Origin of the sequence: Parabacteroides sp. MSK.9.14 (assembly GCF_019041495.1) — a bacterium.
In the GTDB taxonomy this organism is placed as follows: Bacteria; Bacteroidota; Bacteroidia; order Bacteroidales; family Tannerellaceae; genus Parabacteroides; species Parabacteroides merdae.
This window is the reverse complement of the sequence record NZ_JAHPXO010000025.1, coordinates 1-19888: the sequence shown is the minus strand read 5'-3', so window position 1 is coordinate 19888 and position 19888 is coordinate 1. Positions and strand designations below refer to the sequence as shown.

Genomic DNA, 19888 nt, shown 5'->3' with positions numbered 1-19888 from the left:
TTTATCGATATTACTTCTTTATTTTTAATTTATTCCCTATTTTTGTTAATGGAATGTCAAACAAAACAGGTCCTTTAACCGTTATGATTATAACGAAAACACACAATAAGAACAAATGAGACGTTGGATGAAGCGAATAGGGATCATATGCCTGATACCGGTGGTATTGGTCATCTTGATTTCAATTCTTTTATATATACCCCCCCTCCAGAATTTCGCTGTGCGGCTAGCCACCGAATATGCCAGTGAAACAACCGGTATGAATATCGGGATCGGGCAGATACGTCTTTCCTTCCCGCTGAATCTGACGATCCGGGACGTGAAAGTCATAACTCCTCCCGACACGTTATTGTCACTCGAAAGTTTCCAAGTCAACATCCGTCCGCTGCCACTGCTGAAAAAAGAAGTCTTGGTGGATGCGATCGACCTGCGCGGCGTGAAAGCCAATACAGGCAACCTGATCGAGGGAATGGAGATCAAAGGTACTTTAGGAAAGCTCTATGCTAAAGCAGATCGTATAGACCTCGGAAAAGAGATCGCCCGGCTGAACAAAATCGACCTTTCGGACACAGCCATCACTCTCCTGATGAACGACACGACAACAAACAAGGATACGACATCGACGGCGGTCAACTGGAAATTGATGCTGGATCAAATCGACCTGGATCGGGTAGCGTTTGCCATGCAGATACCGGGCGACTCGCTGCGTCTTTCGACTTATATCGACAAGGCTGGATTAACCGACGGGATAGTCGACCTCGGATCGGCACGCTACAGTGCATCCCAGTTTCTGCTGTCCGGCTCTTCCCTGAGCTACGACGGTAGCTATAGTGACCCGGCGCCGGGTTTCGATCCGGCACATATAGCCTTGAACGATGTGAATATCCGGATCGATTCGCTTTTGTACGGAGGCAGGGACATCAGTGCACGGATCAAAAAATTTTCTGCTAATGACCGCTCGGGTTTGACGCTCAGTTCACTGACCGGAGACATCAGCAGTGACAGCACGACGATACAGGTTCCGGGGCTTCTGTTGAAAACACCTTACTCAGAGATCCGCCTGCTGGCAACCGTTCCCTGGAATACGTTCGACAATACACCGAGCGGTACGCTCCATAGCCTGCTGACAGCCTCGGTAGGAAAAGAAGATGTATTTATCTTTGCCGGTCCTCTCCCCAAGGAGTTCAAACAAGCCTATCCCCAAAAAGAAATCAGCCTGACAGCCGGAATAGAAGGGAACCTGGCTGCTTTACGGCTGCGCCAGCTGAAAGGCGAACTGCCTGGCATCTTCAATCTGAATATCACAGGAGAAATGAGAGCCGTGGCAGACAGTATCCGCCGTTCGGGTAAGTTTCAGCTGGATGCCCAAACCGGGAATCTTGACTTTGTTCTCAGCATGCTACCGGAATCCGAACGGTCACGCTATAACCTTCCGGTAATGAAACTGAAAGGGGAAGCGACTTTGCAAAACCAAGAGTACCGCGCCGACCTTTTGCTCACGCAAGGCGAAGGCAAGGTCGGACTGACTGCACGTTATAACCCCGTACAAGCGTCTTACTTGGCTGACCTGAAGATTGACAGCCTGAAACCAACCGATTTCTTACCCAAAGATTCCCTTTACCACCTGGCCGCCTCGTTCCGTGCCGAGGGGAAAGGGTATGATCCGTTCCACGTTTCCACTTGGGCTAAATTAGAGGGGAAGATTACGAATATCGAGTATGGGGCATACGCCGTATCCGACGTAAGGTTAGACGGTTCGCTGGAAAAGAACTTGTTGAAATTCGACCTGCTCAGCCATTATCCGCTTGCGAAGATGGATATGTCGCTCAATGCAACCCTCCACAAGAAGAAAGTGAATGCGATGCTAATCGCCGACGTGCAAAACCTGGACCTATACGGCATGCACTTTATGAATGATTCGCTGGCGACCTCCTTCCAACTTTTCGCAGAGGCGGAAACAGACATGGGAAAGAATAACCAAGTGGACGTTACCCTCGGTAACTGGGAACTGATAAATCCGACCGGTAAGTTCCACCCGAAAACATTGACTTTACACGCTCACAGCGATAAAGACACTACCCGCGTCTCTTTCCACGCCGGAGACTTTGGAATCGTCCTGACCGGAAATGCGGATATCGAGACGATGACCGATAAGTTCACGAAAATAAACGAAGGTCTCACCCAACAGCTAGAACGCGATTCGATGATCGACATTCCATCTTTCCGTCCTCTCCTCCCGGATATGGACCTGAAAATCACAGCCGGTAAGGATAATCCGATCTACAACATCCTGCAACAATATTATATTACCTTCGACAACCTGAATATCGAAGCCAACACTTCACCAGAAAAGGGTTTCTTCCTCGATGCCGATCTCTTCAACCTGATGCAGGACACAACACGGATCGACACGATCTGCCTCATTGTCCGGCAGGATTCGCTCGGCTTGTTGTACGACACGAAAGTCATCAAGACAAAATACAGGAAACAACAACCTTTCACCGCCAGCTTGCTGGGAAAGCTCCGCAACACTTTTGTCGATGCCAAACTGGAATATACCGACGGCCAAGGTAAAACCGGTATCCGGTTAGGGGCTCGTGTCGACAAGGAAAAAGAGGGATTGCGCCTGCATCTTTTCCCGGAAGACCCGATACTGGCTTTCCGTACATTTAAATTGAATACCGATAATTATATCCTGTACCGCAACATAAAGGATATTGCCGCCGATGTCCGGCTGACCGGTGAAAACAATGCTTCGCTCTGGATTCACTCGCTTGCCGGAGAAGAAGGAATGGAAGAAATCCATGCCGAGCTAAGCCAGATAGACCTAGATGCGATCACGAAGGGATTCCCGGACCTCCCTTCCATGCGAGGAATGCTTAGCGCCGACTTGCAGTATGCCCCTTCGGACAGCAGCTTCATGGTTGTGGCGGACGCTCATATCGACAGCCTGTTCTATGAAGGGGGACGGGTAGGTGAACTGATGTTCAACACTGTTTACCTGCCACTTAGCGACAAGGAGCATCAGGTCGACATGCACCTTTTCCGCGACCGTAACGAGGTTGCGGCGATCAATGCCTATTACAAAATGGGAAAAACGGATTATCTGGACGGAAATATGAACATCACCGCCTTGCCATTGGAGATGGTAAACCCGTTCATTCCGGACAAGATGGCCAAACTGACGGGAGCCTTGCAAGGGGAACTGGCGATAACCGGAACCACCTCGGCCCCTGCCGTCAACGGGTATGTGCGGATGGACAGCTCGGCGGTATATGTCACGGCAGTCGGTTCTTCCTTCCGTTTCGACAAGCAGGATATCAAGATCAAGAATAATCTGATCAGTTTCGACAAATACAACATCTATGCATCGGGGATCAATCCGTTCGTAGTCGACGGAACGATCGACATTCACAATCTTTCCCGAATGACGGCAAACTTGAAACTGACAGCCCACGACATGCAACTGCTGAATGTGAAACGCAATAAGGAAAGCATGGTGTACGGCAAGCTGCTTGTCAACCTCAACTCGACTGTCAAGGGGCCGCTCGATGCCTTGATCATGCGAGGAGATTTACAACTGTTGGGCGGGACAAATGTCACTTACGTGATGCAGGAATCCCCGCTCACGGCTCAAGACCGCTTAGCAGACCTTGTGACTTTTACCGATTTCTCCGATACGCTGCTGACCCGCCGGCACCGGCCGGAAGCACCTCTGCCCATCGGCGGACTGGACATGTTGATGACGATCCGGATCGACCAGGCCGTCCGTCTGAACGCAGATATCACCCCCGACCAATCGAGCCGTGTGGAACTGGAGGGAGGGGGCGACTTGTCATTCCAATATACGACACAGGGTGAAATGATCCTGAACGGACGTTATACACTTTCGGGAGGCATGGTAAAATATGCCATGCCGATTATTCCGCTCAAGGAGTTCACGATACAGGACGGTAGTTACGTCCAGTGGAGCGGCAACCCGATGGACCCGATGCTGAACCTGACAGCAACCGAACGGATGCGGGCATCCGTCACACAAGACGACGGCAGCTCACGTCTGGTCACCTTCAATGTCGGTGTGGCGATCAAACAGACATTGGAGAACCTGCAACTGCAATTTATCCTCTCCGCACCGGAAGACCAATCCATGCAACAGGAACTGGACAAGATGGGCGAAGGACAACGCTCGCAGATCGCCGTTACGATGCTTGTCACAGGGATGTACCTCAACATGAGCGATGTCGGCGGCGGCGGAAAGAAACCGAGCCTCGATATGGGAGCCGCCCTGAACAGCTTCCTGCAAAGCGAGATCAACAATATCGCGGGTAGCGCCTTGAAGTCTGTGGATATCACTTTGGGCATGGAGCAGTACGACCAGAACGGCACAGGATCGGGCGGGGAGCGGACAGACTTCTCCTTCCGCTTCGCCAAGCGGTTCTACAACGACCGGATCAGTATCATACTGGGCGGACGTGTTTCGACCGGACAGGATGTCAACGCCGGACAGTCGCAGCAGTTCATCGACAACGTTTCGATCGAATACCGTCTCGACGGCAGCGGAACCCGCTACATCAAGCTCTTCCACGACAAGAACTACGAGAGTCTGCTGGAAGGCGAGATCACAGAAACCGGTGCCGGTATCGTCCTGCGCAAAAAGATGCTTCACCTCCGTGAACTCTTCATCTTTAAAAAAAACAAGCCCAAACCGGTAACGGACGACAAACAAACAGAAGAGAAAAAATGAAACACATCAAATATATTGCATATATTTCGTTATTCCTGCTTGCTTCCTGCTCTACAACGAAGAATTTGCCGGAGGGGGAAGTTTTATATACGGGAATCAAGAAGATTGAAGTGACGAATGAGGACAAAAGCAAGGAAGGGGAAGAGGCGCTGACGGAAATAGAGGCCGCTCTTGCCTATCCGCCCAATAACGCCCTGCTAGGGAGTTCGTCTATCCGTATCCCTTTGCCGTTCGGACTATGGATGTACAATGCATTCGTGAACAGAAAGGGAAAAGTGGGTAAATGGATATTCAATAAACTGGCATCCAAACCCGTCTTCATCAACACGGTCAATCCGGAAGTCCGGACAAAGGTAGCCTATAACCTGCTTCGCGAATATGGATACTTCAACGGAGCTACTTCCTACGAGGTGGAACCGGACCCCAAGAACCCCAAAAAGGCAAAGATCAGCTACAAGGTGGAGATGAACAATGCCTACACATACGACAGCATTGCTTACGTCCGGCTACGGCATCGCATCGACACACTCGTCCAGCGCAACATCGGCGACCGGCTTCTGCGCGACGGAGATAATTTCAATGTCGTACAACTCGAAGCCGAACGCCAACGCATATCTTCCCTACTCCGTAACAACGGGTATTACTATTTCCGTCCCGAATTTATCAGCTACCAGGCCGATACGATCATGAATCCCGGAAAGGTAGCGCTCCGTATCTCCACAAAGCCAGGGCTGCCACGCACCGTACTGCGCCCCTGGAAGATAGGCGACATATCGGTATTCCTGAACGGCTACAACAACGAGCCACCGACAGATTCCATCCGGTATAAAGATATGACCATCTTTTACGAAGGGAAGTTGCGTATCCGTCCGAAGGTGCTGTACGACCGGCTGAAATTCCGCCCCGGCGATCTCTATTCGCAGCAACAGCAGGAAAAGACCCAGACCGGCTTCTCCCGTCTCGGCATTTTCCGTTATTCGGAAATGCAATATATCCCCAAAGATACCGCCCGCCGTTGCGATACGTTGAACTTGCAGATCAACACCGTTTACGACCTTCCTCTGGATGGAGAACTGGAACTGAACGTGACTACCAAGAGCAATGACCAGACAGGACCGGGCGCCATTTTCAGCGTTACCAAACGGAATATATTCGGAGGAGGGGAGACATTCGGCGTCAGTATGCGCGGTTCTTACGAATGGCAGACCGGCAAACGGGTTTCGGGCAACAGCTCGGCGATCAACAGCTGGGAGTTCGGTATCAGCGGTACGCTGACTTTCCCGCGGGTACTTTTCCCCAGTTTGATAAAGCATGATACGAAATACCCTTCCAGTACCTCTTTCTGTATCTATGCGGATCAGTTGAACCGTGCCAAATTCTTCAAGATGCTGGCATTCGGCGGAAGCGCCTCGTACGAGTTCCAGCCATCGGCGACCAGCCACCATTCGGTGACGCCGTTCAAGCTGACCTACTCGCTGTTGCAGCATACGACGCATGAATTCGACTCCATCGTAGATGTCAACAAGGCGTTGGGGCGAAGCCTCGAGAACCAGTTCATCCCGTCGATGGGCTATACATACACGTATGACGATTCTCCCATCACTACCAAAAAGAACCATCTCTGGTGGCAGTCTTCCATCACACAGGCGGGCCTTATTCTCGACGGTGCCTATGCCATCGCCGGTAAGAGCTTTAACAAACGGGATAAGAAACTGTTAGGGAACCGCTTCGCCCAGTTTGCCAAACTGACGAGCGAAATACGATACAACTATTATCTCGGAAAGAAGCAACACCTGGTCGGACGCCTGATGGCCGGAGTCGCATATAGCTACGGCAATTCGATCACGACACCTTACAGCGAACAATTTTATATAGGCGGTGCCAACAGTATCCGGGCTTTCACGATCCGAAGCATCGGACCGGGCAGTTATCGCCCGACCGACTCAAAATACGGCTATTTGGATCAGACCGGTGACATCAAATTTGAAGCCAATCTGGAATACCGTTTCCCGATTTTGGGCGATCTGCACGGAGCGACTTTCCTCGATGCCGGCAACGTTTGGCTGCTACGCTACGACAAAAGCCGCCCCGGCGGACAGTTGAAATGGGGCCGTTTCCTGAAAGACCTGGCTTTAGGAACCGGTATCGGACTACGCTACGACCTGACCTTCCTCGTTATCCGCCTGGATTGGGGAATCGGCTTGCACGTACCGTACGATACGGGAAAGAAAGGCTATTACAATATTCCGGACTTCAAAGACGGCATGGGCGTCCATCTGGCAATCGGTTATCCGTTCTAAAAAACGGTTTCGAATATGCTTACGCTTCAAGAACGGCTCTTGGAGTTTCAAGACAGTTTCTTCTACGAGGAACCCCAAGTCCCATTCTCAACAATAGAATCCGCTTACAAACGGGCTGTTATATAATCGATTATGTCCAAGCACAGATTGGTTGTCTGATCGTTCACATCCAGTTCGGGATTCAGCTCGACCAGATCCATCGACTTGATCAGATTGGTGGATAGTATATGTTCGACGAAATCCTTGAACTCGTCCGGCATCAACCCTTCGCACACGCGTGTCCCTGTACCGGGTGCAAAGCGGGGATCGATACTGTCCACGTCTATGCTGAAATGGACATTCCGTATCTTCCGTTCCTTTAGCTTCCGTTTGATATCTTCGGCAACAAAACCGATACCCTTCAGGTGGATCATGTCCATCGTATAAACGCTTAACTGCTCACGCTCGATCAAAGCCTGCTCCCCTTCATCCAGGCTCCGGGTCCCGACCAGGAAGACATTCTGCGGGTTCACCTTATTGCCGGGCGCATAGATATTGACTAATTCTTCGCTCCCCATCCCCATCAAGGCGCTAAGCGGCATCCCATGAATATTGCCGCTGGGAGAAGTCTCGCTCGTATTGATGTCGCCATGCGCATCCAACCAGATGATACCGAAATCATCAAAGCTCTTTCCCACCCCTGACGCACTGCCCAACCCTAACGAATGATCTCCGCCTATCACCAAAGGGAAAGCCCCTCCGCGCAACGTGTCGTAGACCAGCTCTGCCAGGTTATTATTGACTTCGACAATCGCATCCAGATATTTCAAGCTCCGCCCTCTGGCAAACTTATCCGCCTCCGAAACCAAAGGAACATACAGATTACCCAGATCGAAGGCCCGATGTCCGTTTTTACGGATAATCCTCATCAGGCCCCGTTCACGCAGATGGTTCGGAGCGCGCTCCACACCTTCGCGGTCACACCCTAAATTGAGAGGTACTCCTATCACATTTATCTTCATAGGCAATCAAAATTGAGCGAACGTATCTTCAATAATGCCAATAGCCTCCATCATCTGATCCCGGTCAATGACCAACGGGGGAGTGAAACGGATGATATGGTCGTGCGTTGGCTTGGCTATCAATCCTTTTTCTTTCAGTGCCAAACAGATATCCCAGGCCGCTTTTCCACCTCGCGGCTCAGTGACAACAGCATTCAAAAGTCCTTTTCCACGCACCTGGCGGATCATCGGATTGTCGATCTTCTCCATTTCACTGCGGAAAAGGATACCCATTTCGAAAGCATTCTCCGAAAGATGCTCGTCACGCACCACCTCAAGGGCAGCTATCGCTACACGGGCAGCCAACGGGTTACCGCCATAGGTGGAACCATGTTCACCCGGAGCGATCGTCAACATGATCTCATCGTCGGCAAAGACCGCCGAGACAGGAGTGACACCTCCGGATAAAGCCTTACCTAAAATCAGTATGTCAGGATGGACATTCTCATAATCACAGGCAAGCAGTTTACCGGTGCGTCCGATACCCGTCTGGATCTCATCGGCGATAAAGAGGACGTTATGTTGCCGGCAGAGGTCATAACACTTACGCAAATACCCCTCGTCGGGGACGACCACGCCAGCCTCCCCTTGTATAGGTTCCAGCAAGAAACCGACTACGTCCGGATCGTTCAATGCCTCTTCCAATTCGGCCACATTATTATATTGCACTTTGATAAAACCAGGCGTATAAGGCCCGAAGTCCGCATACGAACTGGGATCGGTACTCATAGAAATGATCGTGATCGTCCGTCCGTGAAAGTTCTCGCTGCAGACGACGACCTTCGCATGTTCAGGGGTTATCCCCTTCACCCGGTATCCCCAGCGCCGCGCCAGCTTCAGAGCCGTTTCGACCGCCTCGGCTCCGGTGTTCATCGGCAACAGTTTGTCATACCCGAAGAACTTGCAGGCAAACTCCATGTACTCTCCTAAAATATCGGCATGGAAAGCACGCGACACTAGTGTCAACTGCTGTGCCTGGTCGGTAAGTGCCTTAATGATCTTCGGATGACAATGCCCTTGGCTCAGGGCGGAATAGCCGGACAGGAAATCAAAATATCGTTTTCCTTCCACGTCCCAAACATAAACACCTTCTCCCTTCTGGAGAACGACAGGCAGGGGATGATAGTTGTGCGCACCAAACTTCCCCTCACGGGTGATGTAATCTTCCGGTCTCATCTTCATTCAGATTTAAAATTAGCAGACTGTAAGCGTTTCTTACGTCCTTGTCCCAAAGATAAGAAATAAGGCTAACATTATGTCACCCAAAAGAGTATGTTAAGAAACATACGCCAGTGTCATTCCTTTCTGTCGGCATCGGACAGATGAATGCCGGTAGTAAAAGGAGTTTCACCGCTTACGTCTGCCTCCATCAGGGATAAAGTCGAGCCCCGAAAGGCTCTATTTAAGTGACAATCGCCATGCTACTATTGTCAAACTGCCTGCTCATAGACCTTTTGCCTTTAGTCGAAAACCTTTTCGCCCTTGGTCAAAAGCCCTTTCGACACAGGTCAAAAACCTTTTCGACTAAGGGCGAAAAGTAAAGGAGTGGTAGTAATGCTGTTAATACCTGTGTATTTGTTGATTAATTAATAATACAATATACATATTTGTAGATCACGTAACAAATAAAAAAACAGTAACTATGAAAAAGGAAAAATAAGTGCCCGGAGCTAATTCCCATCAATAAAAGCGGGCCATCCAAAGTTGTTGGACAGCCCGCATTACATCTGGCGTGTGATAATATATTTGATCTTGAGAATTAAAAGGGTTTGATAAAATTATTACTTTACTACTCTTTACTATTTACTAGTCTTTAATGCTACCGGTTTGAATAAAAAGACAAAAAGGATCAACAAGACGAACGAGAACAGGGTCGAGATGGCAAAGACGACAGGCCAATCACATTTATCCCCGTCACGGAAAAGGCCGATCAGCCAGCCATTCCAAAGCGTCCCGATCAGGAAGCCGATGCCCCACACCAGGAAGAAGAGCAAACCCTGTGCCTGTGCTTTCATTTCTTTTGGAGCCACATTGTCCGTATAGACCTGGCCACCGACAAAGAAGAGGCCGAAGATCAACCCGTGTACGATAATCCCGATATAATAGAACCATTGCAGACCGGTCTCCGCACCGATATAGAACGAAGCATACCGGACCACGAGAGCGATCATACCGAAGATCAAGGTATTCTTAATCCCCGACTTTATCAGTATAGAAGTGGTGATGACCAGGAAAAACATTTCGGCCAACTGCCCGAGGTTCAGCGTCACCGTTATATTCTGCACATGCTCGTCGGCGAGAATCATCGAACCATATACATGGTACAAGTTGAACGGGATGATAGCCAAGAACGTCAGAATCATAAAAACCCGGTAATTCTTATCCTTCATCAGGGAGAAAGCGCTGAAGCCGGTTATATCCATCACCGAGATACCGGCACTCTTATCGACCGAAGGCGGGGTGTGCGGCAGTCGCAAGTTCAGAAGCGCAGCCACGAAACAGACAGCGGCGCCGCAATACATCGGCAGGTTCGTATCATCGAAAGCGGATAAATGCATCACATGAAGGGCGATCACGCTGAAGATACCGGAAGCTACCCATCCTACCGAACCGAACATACGGATACGCGGAAACTGTTCCGAAGGCGTATGGCTCATGGCGATCGTACTGGTCAGGCTCTGTGTCGGCATATGGCAAAGCATGGCCAGCACGACACATGCCATAAGAGGAACAAATGATGTCTGCTGGGCAGCCAGAAGCAAAAAGGCACCTGTCAGTATATTCAATACAGCCAAGATCTTCTCTGCGGCAAAATAACGGTCGGCTATCGCGCCGATAAAAGAGGATGCCATCGCACCGATAGCCATCGCACTTAATACCAACGAGACTTGATACACTTCCAATTTAAGCGTATGGGAAAGATAAGCGGCTAAAGGAACCCACCAGACTGCACTCAGCATATACTGCATAAACATCATTGTGCAGAGTTGAACCTTCGTTCCGATTCCTTGTTTTGTAGTAAGAGTATTCATATTATTAGAATAAAAGGTTTTTTATTACCTGTGTTTCACATGGTACAAATGTATCGATTCCTCCACGGCCGGTTTGTTTGACCTTGTTGCAATCTTTTCCGTATTCATCTCATTCTCTGCCGTTATCACCCTTATTGAGATGATTTATGAAATCCGTGACACAATAAAAGGAAATCCATAATACATTTTTCAGTATCTTTCGCCCATAATAGCAAAGTCATATATGAAACATCTGAAGTTAATCTTATCCATCCTATTCATATTTTGTCTCACCCGGACATATGCAGACGACAGTAACTATCTTTTCCGCCATTATCAGGTCGAAAACGGACTCAGCGACAATATGGCCACTTGTTGCGTGCAGGACAGGAAAGGATATATCTGGATCGGGACACGCGACGGTCTGAACCGCTTCGACGGATATACGTTCAAAGTATTCCGTAACGACCCCGACGAAACCGAAACATTGGGAAGCAACTGGATCACATGCCTGGGGTGCGACATGAACGGCGACTTGTGGGTAGGGACGCTTTCGGGATTATATCAGTATGACGATGAAAAGGAATCGTTCCGGCACATTCCTTTCACAGCAGACAAAGGGATCGACATCTTCCAGTTCGACAAAGACAATAAACTATGGATACTGATGGACGGTAACCTGATCCGGTTCAATACGGAGGACAGCCAGTTCCGTATCTTCGCTCCGGAAGACAACCAAAGCTACACCTCTTTTTGCATTACCCGCGAAAACAGTATCTGGATCGGGAGTTCGGACGGGTTGATTTCATTGCTGAATCCGGAAGACGAGACGATGGAGTCCTATAATGTATTCGCCCACTCATCCCCGAACACGCCACGGAAACTTTCCATGTTATATCCCTCTCCTACGACTGATCGCATTTACATCGCTTTCGAGCATGACGACGTGAAGATATTCGATCCGGCCACACGCGACTACCAGGATCTGAACATTCAAAAGATCAACCAGCTTACGATCCTGATCAACAGCTTCCTCGAAAAAGACAAGGACGAATTGTGGATCGGGACAGACTCCGGCTTGTTTATCTATAAGGTCAACACCGGCGAGTGTACCCGTATCCGCCAGGACCCGTTGGACCCATACGCCTTATCGAGCCATTTTATCTCTGCATTCTGCCGAGACAGGGAGAACGGCATCTGGATTTGTTTCCACCAAAACGGCCTCAACTATTATTCCCCTTTCCGCCCTTTCCATGTGCATTATCCCTGGGACGGGCAGTATTCGATGAAAGGAGAAGTGATCCGCGATATCTGTACCGATATATACGGTAATATATGGGTCGGGACGGAAGATGCGGGCATCAACTGCTTGGAAAAGAAAACCGGGACATTCACCAACTACCAGCCGGTTCCGGGGGGAAACGGCTTGTCGCACACCAATATCCGAGGCTTGGCTGCATCAGGTGACCGGCTCTGGATCGGACACGTTATCCACGGCATCGACTTGATGGATATCAAGACGAGAAAGGTCATCAAGCATTACAACCTGCTGAAAGACTCGCTGACGGTAAAGAACAGCACCGTCCGCTGCATCAAAGTATTGCAGGAGGGACAAGTCTATGTCGGGACCGATGACGGTATCTATAAATATGACTTCCTGAACGACCGTTTCCTGTATGCCCCGCAATTTCCTCCTTTCGCAGTAAACTGCATTTACGAAGATCGCTTAGGAAGAATCTGGACCGGCATGTTCAACCGCAGTTTCTATTATAATCCGATCAGCAATACCGGCATGTATCTGCCGTACGACAAATTGAACACTCAGCGCCACAATTTCGTTAACGACGCCTGCGAGGACAAAGACGGCAATATGTGGTTTGCTACCGTAGAAGGGGTTATCAAATACGACTTCCAAACCGGCGAATCCCTACATTACACCGTCAAAAACGGTATGCCGAGCAATGTTGCTTTCCGCATCCTACCTGACGAAAACGAAACCTTATGGATCAGTACGGCCAACGGACTGGTCAGCCTGGAAACAGGAACCGGTAAGATCACGACCTACACGGAATCCCACGGACTCATCACTCGCCAATTCAACGATAACTCCGCCTTCAAAGACAACGAAGGGACTTTCTATTTCGGTTCGGTCAAAGGCTTTATCCATTTCAAGCCATCCGAAGTAATCCCGGCAGCCGAGAAGATGAACGTCCACTTGGGAAGCCTCGAAATCCAGAATGAAGCCGGAGAGAAACGCATCATCAACTCTTCCGCCGAATCAGAGGCTAAGAAGATCACGCTGACCTACAAGCAATCCACATTCAGCATCAACTTCTCCGCACTCAACTTCATCGCCCCTAAATCCATCCAGTATGCATACAGGATGGGAAATATGGACAAGGAATGGATTCCGATCGGAGAACGCAACACGGTCTATTTCGCTGAATTACATCCGGGCGACTACACCTTCGAGGTACGGGCTGCCAACCTGTCGAACAACTGGAGCGACACTCCGACACGACTGAATATTACCGTTTTGCCCCCTTGGTGGGCATCGACTCCGGCATATGCTTCTTATATTGTCGTCACTCTCGCCATCATCGTCGGCTTCTTCTGGTCTTGGCGCCGGAAAACCAAACGGGCAATGGCCTACAACATGCAGTTGTTCGAAGATCAGAAAGAGAAGGAACTGTATCAGGCCAAGATCGATTTCTTCATCAATATCGCTCATGAGATCCGTACGCCGCTCACCCTGATCAAGAACCCGCTCGAACGTCTCCTGAAATCCGACAAGATCGGGGAAAAAGAGAATAAGTCGCTTACGTTGATGGATAAAAATGTATCCCGCCTCCTGTCATTGGTCAACCAATTGTTGGACTTCCGCAAAACAGAGATAGAAGGATACCGCCTCAGTTTCGTCCGAACGGAGATCGTCTCGCTCCTAAACGATACAGCCAAGCGGTTCCAAGAATCGGCAACGGCACACAACCTGTTGCTGAACCTCGATTTGTCTTTGCCGGAATTGTACGTGTTCGTGGATAAAGAAGCGATCACAAAGATATTCAGCAACCTGTTTACGAACGCAATCAAATATGCATCCGGCAGCATCATTATACGCCTGCAACTTTCTCCCGATTATGAGACATTCACGATAGACTTTATCAACGATGGCACTCCTATCCCTGCAGAATTAAAGGAAAAAATATTCGAACCTTTCTTCCGGGTGAAAGAAGGCGCTACGGATAAACCGGGGACAGGGCTTGGATTGCCCTTGGCACGTTCATTGGCAGAGATGCACCACGGTAGCTTGCAGTTGGAGACTTTTGCCGACAGTTCATCCATGACGATGTTCCGCCTGACCTTGCCCGTCAAGCTGCCCGAATCCATCAAGCAGACAGAAGAAGAGGCTATAACGCAAACCGTACCTCAAAAAATAGAATTCGTCCACGACGAATCGCGCCCGACGATCCTGATCGTCGAAGACAATAAAGAAATGGCCGTTTTCATCGCCGATGAAGTCAACCAGTTATATAATGTAGAGATAGCCGGAAACGGAGCCGAAGCAATCACGTTATTAAAGAAACACAGCATTCAACTGATCATCAGTGACGTGATGATGCCTGTCATGGATGGCTTCGCCCTTTTGAAAGAGGTAAAGACGGAGATCGAATTCAGCCATATCCCGGTCATCCTGCTGACAGCCAAAAACACCATACAGTCACGCCTGGAAGGTCTGGAATTAGGAGCCGACGCTTACCTGGACAAACCCTTCTCCACCAACCTGCTGATGGCGCAGATTTCCAATCTGATCTCCAACCGCGACAATATACGCAAATTCTATTTCAACTCTCCTATAGCGAATATGAAATCGATGGCCTATACCAAAGCGGACGAAAGTTTTCTGGAAAAGCTGAACGAGATCATCAACGAGCATATCGGCAATCCAGCCTTAGATGTAAATATGATCGCAGACCTGATGCACCTGAGCCGCCCGACCTTGTACCGGAAAATCCGTGCCATCTCCGACCTGACTCCTAACGAGTTGATCAAGATAAGCCGTCTGAAAAAGGCCGCTGAGCTGTTGATACAGGGGAATATGAAGATCTATGAGATTTCGGAAGCTACAGGCTTCAGCTCCCAGTCTTATTTCTGGTCCGCCTTTATCAAGCAATTCGGTATGAGCCCGTCGAATTACGCGAAAGAGAATAAATAGAAAAAGGTGTGCCTAAACAAAATCCAACTTACTAACAGAAATAATTCAGGCCCGAATCACACGATGTGAAATCCGGGCCTGAAAGATCGTGATGAAACACGTTTGACCTTATTCCTGATTAGCAAAAAAATTCTTCAATGGATTCGTATACATTTCCAAGATTTTCGTACGCAAAAAAGCTTCATCCTTGTTCGGTAATACGATCTTATCCAACTGACCTTGCAGATAATCTTCAAACTGCTTTTTATCTTTCAGTCCATAATGTTCGCTGAAACGGCGTGTGCCTGTCAGCATATCATAGGCAACATAGTTGCAGGGATAAAAACGATAGTGCTTGTAAATCTCCTTATCGATAATGGAGGCGATAGCGGCGATCAACTCGTTCTTTTCCATATTCGGATCCAATTGCGCCAACTGATCGTTAATCGGCGACGTCAAGGTGAAATGAACACGTCCCTTGTTATTCAGGATACCGGTTTCCATGCTCAACAGGTCGTCACGCTGGCTCTTCACAAAGTCCGGATCATCGCGTTTCTGCTGAAACTCCTTTGCTTTCAGGAAATCGCACGGATCGAACTCGTACGAGATTGCAACCGGAAAAATATTCAATTCCATCAGGTTTGACAGGATATCCTTGTCACCACTCATGTTCAGCATCTTCAAGATACTGCCCTGGGTACGGTCATCCGAATCCTTGGCACGACCTTCACGTTGCGCGATCCAGATGGATTCTTTCGTCTCCGTGATCGTACGACGGATATAAGCGGAAAGGACTTTGCTCACTTCCAACATCTGGCGCACCGGGACATTGCGTTTCACGATGAAGCTATTGTTCAAACGAACCAGCGTTTCGATCCACGGACGGATCAACAAGTTATTACCAATAGCAACCTGTGTCATTCCATACCCTACATCATACAGCATGACGTTCAAAAAAGAGGCATCCAATACAATATCGCGGTGATTAGAAATAAAGGTACAAGGCTTTTTGTCCTTCGGCAAACGGCTACGACCGGAAATCGTCAGTGAGAAAGTGGTTTTATTTGCCACCATCATTACCGCTTCATATGCCAACTTCGCTTTGAAATCCTCCTTTGTCTTGAAGGAACGCATGGTTTCTGAAAACTCTTTCCAATTCACATCCGGATTTATATACCGAAAGGCCCGCTCAAAATCTTCGTTGGCTATCAGCGATTCGATCGCGTCTTTCACCTCGTCGTTATTCAGCGGACGGATATCGTCAAAATCATTAATAGGAACTTCCATATTTTTATAATTGACAATTGACAATGGACAACTGACAATCGACAATTCGTTTCTCATATAATTGGCAATTGGCAATTGTTCATTGTCAATTAGTTAAACTCGTTTTCTATAATATCTGTCATCACATCTTTCATCTCCAGACCGGCAGCCCGTACCTGCTGTGGGATAAAACTGGTTGCCGTCATACCGGGAGTCGTATTGACTTCGAGCAATTTTGGTTCACCGTCCGCCGGAATGATATAATCCACACGGATCAGACCTTTCGCCCCCAATATGTCGTAAATCCTCGATGTCTCGCGTTGTACTTTTTCTGTTTGTTCTGCAGAAATACGGGCCGGCGTTATTTCCTGTACCTGTCCGTTATACTTGGCGTCGAAATCGAAGAACTCGTTATCCGTCACGACTTCGGTGAGCGGGAACACCACCTCCTTATCGGATGTCTTATAGCAACCGCATGTAACCTCGGTCCCGTCGATAAAACTTTCGATGACCACTTCCCGGCCTTCACTGAAAGCCTTGTCAATCGCCGGCTGGATAGCCGAGGCTTCTTTCACTTTCGTCACTCCGAAACTACTGCCGCCGTCGTTCGGCTTCACAAAGACCGGAAGCCCCAAACGACTGACCACTTCTTCGTCTGTCACAGTCTGTCCTTTAAACAAATGTATAGAACGGGCAATATCGACACCGAATCCCTTCAGATAATGATTGCAGGCAAACTTGTTGAATGTAAGTGCGCTTACAAACATACCACAAGAAGAATACGGCATTCCGATCATATCGAAATATCCTTGCAGACGTCCGTCTTCTCCCGGAGTTCCATGGATCGTAATATAGGCGAAATCAAAATGTCTGATCTCGCCGTTCTCACGGAAACTAAAATCATTCTTGTCTATTGGTGTGTGTTCCCCGCCGGGAAGTTTTACCGCCCATTCGTCTCTTTTTACGATGGCAATATATACATTATATTTGTCTTTATCAAGAAAAGAGAAGATTCCTTCCGCACTTTTTAATGAAATAACGATTTCGGAGGAATCGCCTCCGGCTACAATAGCAATGTTCCTTTTCATCATCTATAATTCTTTAGTATTTGCATATACGCGCCATTTATCGATCAACGCAGTCATGTCGGCAGGTATTTCGGAATCAAAAAACATTTCCTCGCCTGTAGTCGGATGAACAAAACCCAGCGTCTTGGCATGGAGTGCCTGCCGCGGGCAAATGGCGAAACAGTTATCGACAAACTGTTTATATTTAGAAGAGGTTGTTCCTTTCAGGATCTCGTTTCCGCCATAACGTTCGTCGTTGAATAGCGTATGCCCGATATATTTCATGTGGACACGTATCTGATGCGTACGTCCGGTTTCGAGACGGCATTTCACCAGCGTGACGTAGCCTAGACGTTCCAAAACAGAATAGTGGGTGACCGCCGTCTTTCCCTGGTCGCCTTCTGGGAAAACCGTCATCTGCATACGGTCACGCGGGTTACGGCCTATATTGCCTTCTATCCGTCCTTCGTCTTCACGCACGATCCCCCACACCAAGGCCCGATATTCCCGCTTGGTTGTCTTATGGAAGAATTGCATACTGAGGTGTGCTTTCGCTTCCGGCTTTTTGGCGACAACCAGCAGGCCGGATGTATCTTTATCGATACGATGGACGAGTCCCAGGGCAGGATCATTGGGATCGTAGGTAGGATCGTCTTTCAAATACCAAGCAAGGGCATTCACCAGCGTTCCGGTATAGTTTCCGTGTCCGGGATGTACGACCAACCCTGCCGGTTTGTCGACCACCAGCAGATCGTCATCTTCGTACACGATCTTTATAGGGATATTTTCAGGGAGAATCTCGAAAGTCCGCGGAGGTCGTGTCATCATAATTGTCACAACATCCTCCGGTTTCACCCGGTAATTGCTTTTCACCGGTTTGCCGTTTGCCATGATACAACCGGCATCGGCAGCCGACTGTATCCTGTTACGCGTAGCACCGAACATCCGGTCTACCAGGAATTTATCCACACGCAACAACGACTGCCCGCGATCGGCCACGAAGCGGAAGTGTTCATACAGTTGAGGAGCCTTATCTTCACCCTCTTCCGGTTGTAACAGGTCGTCTACCTGTTCATCATCCATTTCGTCTAAAAACTCATCCATAGTTAAAACCAGTTTTCTTCTTCACTATCCAACGATTCGACCGGCACGCTGTCATCCGGTAGTCCGAGCGAGTCGGCCGGCATCTCAGCATCCCCACTACTGACCTTCAACACCAACGGAGCGGTAAGCGGTACATGCTCGCCTTTCTGCAAAACACGCCCGTGCAGCTCGACACCAAGAGCTAAGTCTTTAAAATCACCGGGGACATATTCGATCTCGATCTTTTCAAACCCGCGGGCACGAAGAATGGCGTAAGCCTGCCGGAACGAAAGGTCTTCCACTTCCGGGATTGTCGCCATCTGCGAAGTGAGCGCATTCACGGTGACGAACACGATACGTCCTTCCTTCACCTTCGAACCGGCCATCGGGACCAGCTCGACAATCGCACCGGGCTTCACGTCTTTTGAAAAGACGGAATCGATCACGTTATAGCGTAGATTACTATTCTTGAAAAATTCGGCGGCCTCTTCCATTCCCAATCCTTTAACATCCGGCACTACCACAGCCTCATTATGCCGGGTGTACGAGTCGAGCCACTTCAATGTTCCGAACACCAGAGCACATGCCACGACCACAGCCAGCAACAGATTTAAGACGTACGGATTTTTTATCAGTTTAACCAAAAAGTCTTTCATTTCTATCTTGTATTTGTCGGCGGATCAAAAGTAGAAAACAAAGCCGTTAAAACAAAGAAAGTAAAGGCTTTTTAGTAAAAACCTCTACTTTCTTTATGAAAAATCTTCAAACGGAAAGAATTATCCGTTGTATTCGTCAGAAACTGTTAATTTAGCTCTTCCTTTAGCACGACGAGAAGCTAATACTCTGCGGCCATTAGCTGTAGCCATTCTTGAACGGAAGCCGTGCTTGTTCTTTCTTTTCCGGTTGGAAGGTTGAAATGTTCTTTTCATCTTTCTGTATATTATTTATTATTATCTTATTCTCATACCAATTTGGGCTGCAAAGATAGAGGCTTTTTTTTAATAAACAAAGAGTTGCAAGAAAAACTTTATCTATACAGAGTCTCTTTTAATCACAAATAGAATATTCAATCAAAGTCGCCCTTGTCTATTATCTTTTTTACTTCTTCCCGCATTTCCCGGATTGCGGTCGTTTCCACCTTCGGCTTTTTGGCCAGCACGACACTGGCGGCAGCCCGCAATTTAT

At 48.6% G+C, this 19888-nt stretch carries 11 protein-coding genes; 3 read left to right on the top strand and 8 right to left on the bottom strand.

Translation table 11 applies throughout. From position 1 onward, the window contains the following. Positions 1 to 115 precede the first annotated feature (115 nt). Together KTG12_RS13715 and KTG12_RS13710 are read left to right on the top strand one after the other, a co-directional pair. Positions 116 to 4744: a translocation/assembly module TamB domain-containing protein gene (locus KTG12_RS13715; protein ID WP_138273124.1), complete on the top strand. Its 4629-nt coding sequence runs from the start codon at positions 116 to 118 to the stop codon at positions 4742 to 4744. After that, positions 4741 to 7044: a BamA/TamA family outer membrane protein gene (locus KTG12_RS13710; RefSeq protein ID WP_155144152.1), complete on the top strand. Its 2304-nt coding sequence runs from the start codon at positions 4741 to 4743 to the stop codon at positions 7042 to 7044. Before KTG12_RS13715 ends, KTG12_RS13710 begins: the two co-directional genes overlap by 4 nt. A 104-nt stretch (positions 7045 to 7148) precedes the next feature. On the opposite strand, the gene rocF is transcribed toward KTG12_RS13710, so the two are convergent. The 3 genes from rocF to KTG12_RS13695 form a co-directional block, all read right to left on the bottom strand. Continuing rightward, the gene (gene rocF, locus KTG12_RS13705; protein ID WP_005646713.1) at positions 7149 to 8045 is read right to left on the bottom strand and encodes an arginase; all 897 of its coding nucleotides are present in this window, start codon (positions 8043 to 8045) and stop codon (positions 7149 to 7151) included. Positions 8046 to 8051: 6 nt separating this feature from the next. Further along, the gene (gene rocD / locus KTG12_RS13700) at positions 8052 to 9260 is read right to left on the bottom strand and encodes an ornithine--oxo-acid transaminase (protein WP_155144150.1); all 1209 of its coding nucleotides are present in this window, start codon (positions 9258 to 9260) and stop codon (positions 8052 to 8054) included. A gap of 623 nt (positions 9261 to 9883) precedes the next feature. After that, positions 9884 to 11116, bottom strand: a complete 1233-nt coding sequence (locus KTG12_RS13695) for an MFS transporter (protein WP_022321742.1) — start codon at positions 11114 to 11116, stop codon at positions 9884 to 9886. Positions 11117 to 11339: 223 nt separating this feature from the next. On the opposite strand from KTG12_RS13695, the gene KTG12_RS13690 reads away from it, so the two are divergent. Then, positions 11340 to 15308, top strand: a complete 3969-nt coding sequence (locus KTG12_RS13690) for a hybrid sensor histidine kinase/response regulator transcription factor (RefSeq protein ID WP_046452510.1) — start codon at positions 11340 to 11342, stop codon at positions 15306 to 15308. A gap of 108 nt (positions 15309 to 15416) precedes the next feature. On the opposite strand, the gene KTG12_RS13685 is transcribed toward KTG12_RS13690, so the two are convergent. The 5 genes from KTG12_RS13685 to rpmH all read right to left on the bottom strand — a co-directional run bounded on the left by KTG12_RS13685 (position 15417) and on the right by rpmH (position 19632). Continuing rightward, positions 15417 to 16574: a 1-acyl-sn-glycerol-3-phosphate acyltransferase gene (locus KTG12_RS13685; protein ID WP_005633106.1), complete on the bottom strand. Its 1158-nt coding sequence runs from the start codon at positions 16572 to 16574 to the stop codon at positions 15417 to 15419. A gap of 89 nt (positions 16575 to 16663) precedes the next feature. Next, positions 16664 to 17641: a D-alanine--D-alanine ligase gene (locus KTG12_RS13680; protein WP_005650732.1), complete on the bottom strand. Its 978-nt coding sequence runs from the start codon at positions 17639 to 17641 to the stop codon at positions 16664 to 16666. 3 nt (positions 17642 to 17644) lie between these two features. After that, entirely contained in the window at positions 17645 to 18724 is a 1080-nt protein-coding gene (locus KTG12_RS13675; protein WP_005633104.1) for an RluA family pseudouridine synthase, read from the bottom strand. 2 nt (positions 18725 to 18726) lie between these two features. Beyond that, entirely contained in the window at positions 18727 to 19359 is a 633-nt protein-coding gene (locus tag KTG12_RS13670) for a PASTA domain-containing protein (RefSeq protein ID WP_005650734.1), read from the bottom strand. Positions 19360 to 19479: 120 nt separating this feature from the next. Beyond that, entirely contained in the window at positions 19480 to 19632 is a 153-nt protein-coding gene (gene rpmH / locus KTG12_RS13665) for a 50S ribosomal protein L34 (RefSeq protein ID WP_005633099.1), read from the bottom strand. Between the last annotated feature and the right edge of the window lie 256 nt (positions 19633 to 19888).